This window comes from Mycobacterium sp. PS03-16 (assembly GCF_004570325.1).
Classification (GTDB): Bacteria; Actinomycetota; Actinomycetes; order Mycobacteriales; family Mycobacteriaceae; genus Mycobacterium.
On the sequence record NZ_SPQO01000076.1, the window covers coordinates 1 to 1431 of the forward strand.

Genomic DNA, 1431 nt, shown 5'->3' on the forward strand with positions numbered 1-1431 from the left:
CATGACTGCTGTGTCGTCGGATCGTCGTGCGATCATCACGGACGCGTTGCGCAGGATTGATGAGTTGACTGCGCGGTTGGCGGTGGCTGAGCAGGGTCAGTTCGAGCCGATTGCGGTGGTGGGTGTCGGGTGTCGGTTGCCGGGTGGTGCGGATGGTCCGGATCGGTTCTGGGATCTGTTGTGTGCCGGTGGTAGTGGGATTGTGCGGGTGCCGGCTGGGCGGTGGGATGCCGATGAGTATTTCAGTGCTGACACTGCGGTGCCGGGGACGATTTGTACGCGTGAGGGTGGGTTTCTGACGGGGTGGGAGCCTGCGGAGTTCGATGCGGAGTTCTTCGGGATCTCGCCGCGGGAGGCGGCGGCGATGGATCCGCAGCAGCGGTTGTTGATGGAGGTGGCGTGGGAGGCGCTCGAACACGCCGGCATCACCCCCGACCACATTCGCGGCACCCGCACCGGTGTCTACATCGGCATGACCACCAACGACTACTCGCTGCTGTTCGCGGGCAAGTTGAGCCGCGAGGAGATCGATCCCTACCTCCCCTTCGGCAACGCAGCCAACTTCGCGGCGGGTCGGTTGTCGTATTTCCTGGGCGTGCGGGGTCCGGCGGTGGTGGTGGATACGGCGTGTTCGTCGTCGTTGGTGTCGGTGCATCTGGCGTGTCAGAGCCTGCGCCGCCGGGAGAGTGACACCGCGCTCGCCGCCGGCGTCAACCTCAACCTCAGCCCCGAGAACACCATCGCCTGCTCCCAGTGGGGGATGTTGGCGCCGGATGGGCAGTGCAAGACCTTTGATGCGGCTGCTGATGGGTATGTGCGCAGTGAGGGTTGCGGGGTGGTGGTGCTCAAGCGGCTCGGTGATGCCCAGCGCGACGGGGACCGGATTCTGGCGGTGGTGCGGGGGTCGGCGGTCAATCAGGATGGGGCGTCCAGTGGGCAGACGGTGCCCAACGGTCCGGCGCAGCAGGCGTTGATGCGTCAGGCGTTGGCGGCGTCGCAGTTGGGTCCGGCCGATGTCGATTACGTCGAGGCGCACGGTACGGGGACGGCGTTGGGTGATCCGATCGAGCTGGATGCGTTGGCGGCGGTGTTCGGTGAGCGTGCGGGTGGGGCGCCGTTGGTGTTGGGGTCGGTCAAGACGAATCTGGGTCACCTGGAGTCGGGTGCGGGGATCACGGGTTTCATCAAGACGGTGCTCAGTGTCGGGCATGGCTACATTCCCAAGCATCTGAACTTCACGCGGTTGACTCCGCATGCCGGGCAGGGTGCGTCGCGGTTCACCATCGCGGTCGAGGGGATGGCCTGGCCGGCGGTGGATCGGCCTCGTCGGGCCGGGGTGTCGTCGTTCGGGGTCAGCGGCACCAACGCCCACATCATCATCGAACAAGCACCCGAACCCGAACCCGAGCCGACCACCCCGCTGACACAACC

Annotated in this window: 1 protein-coding gene; it reads left to right on the forward strand. The window is 66.0% G+C overall.

Going from position 1 to position 1431, the window contains the following annotated elements:
* Position 1: 1 nt before the first annotated feature.
* Positions 2–1431 (forward strand): type I polyketide synthase (locus tag E4P42_RS26750; protein ID WP_135129647.1); only part of this gene is annotated, 1430 nt, incomplete at its 3' end.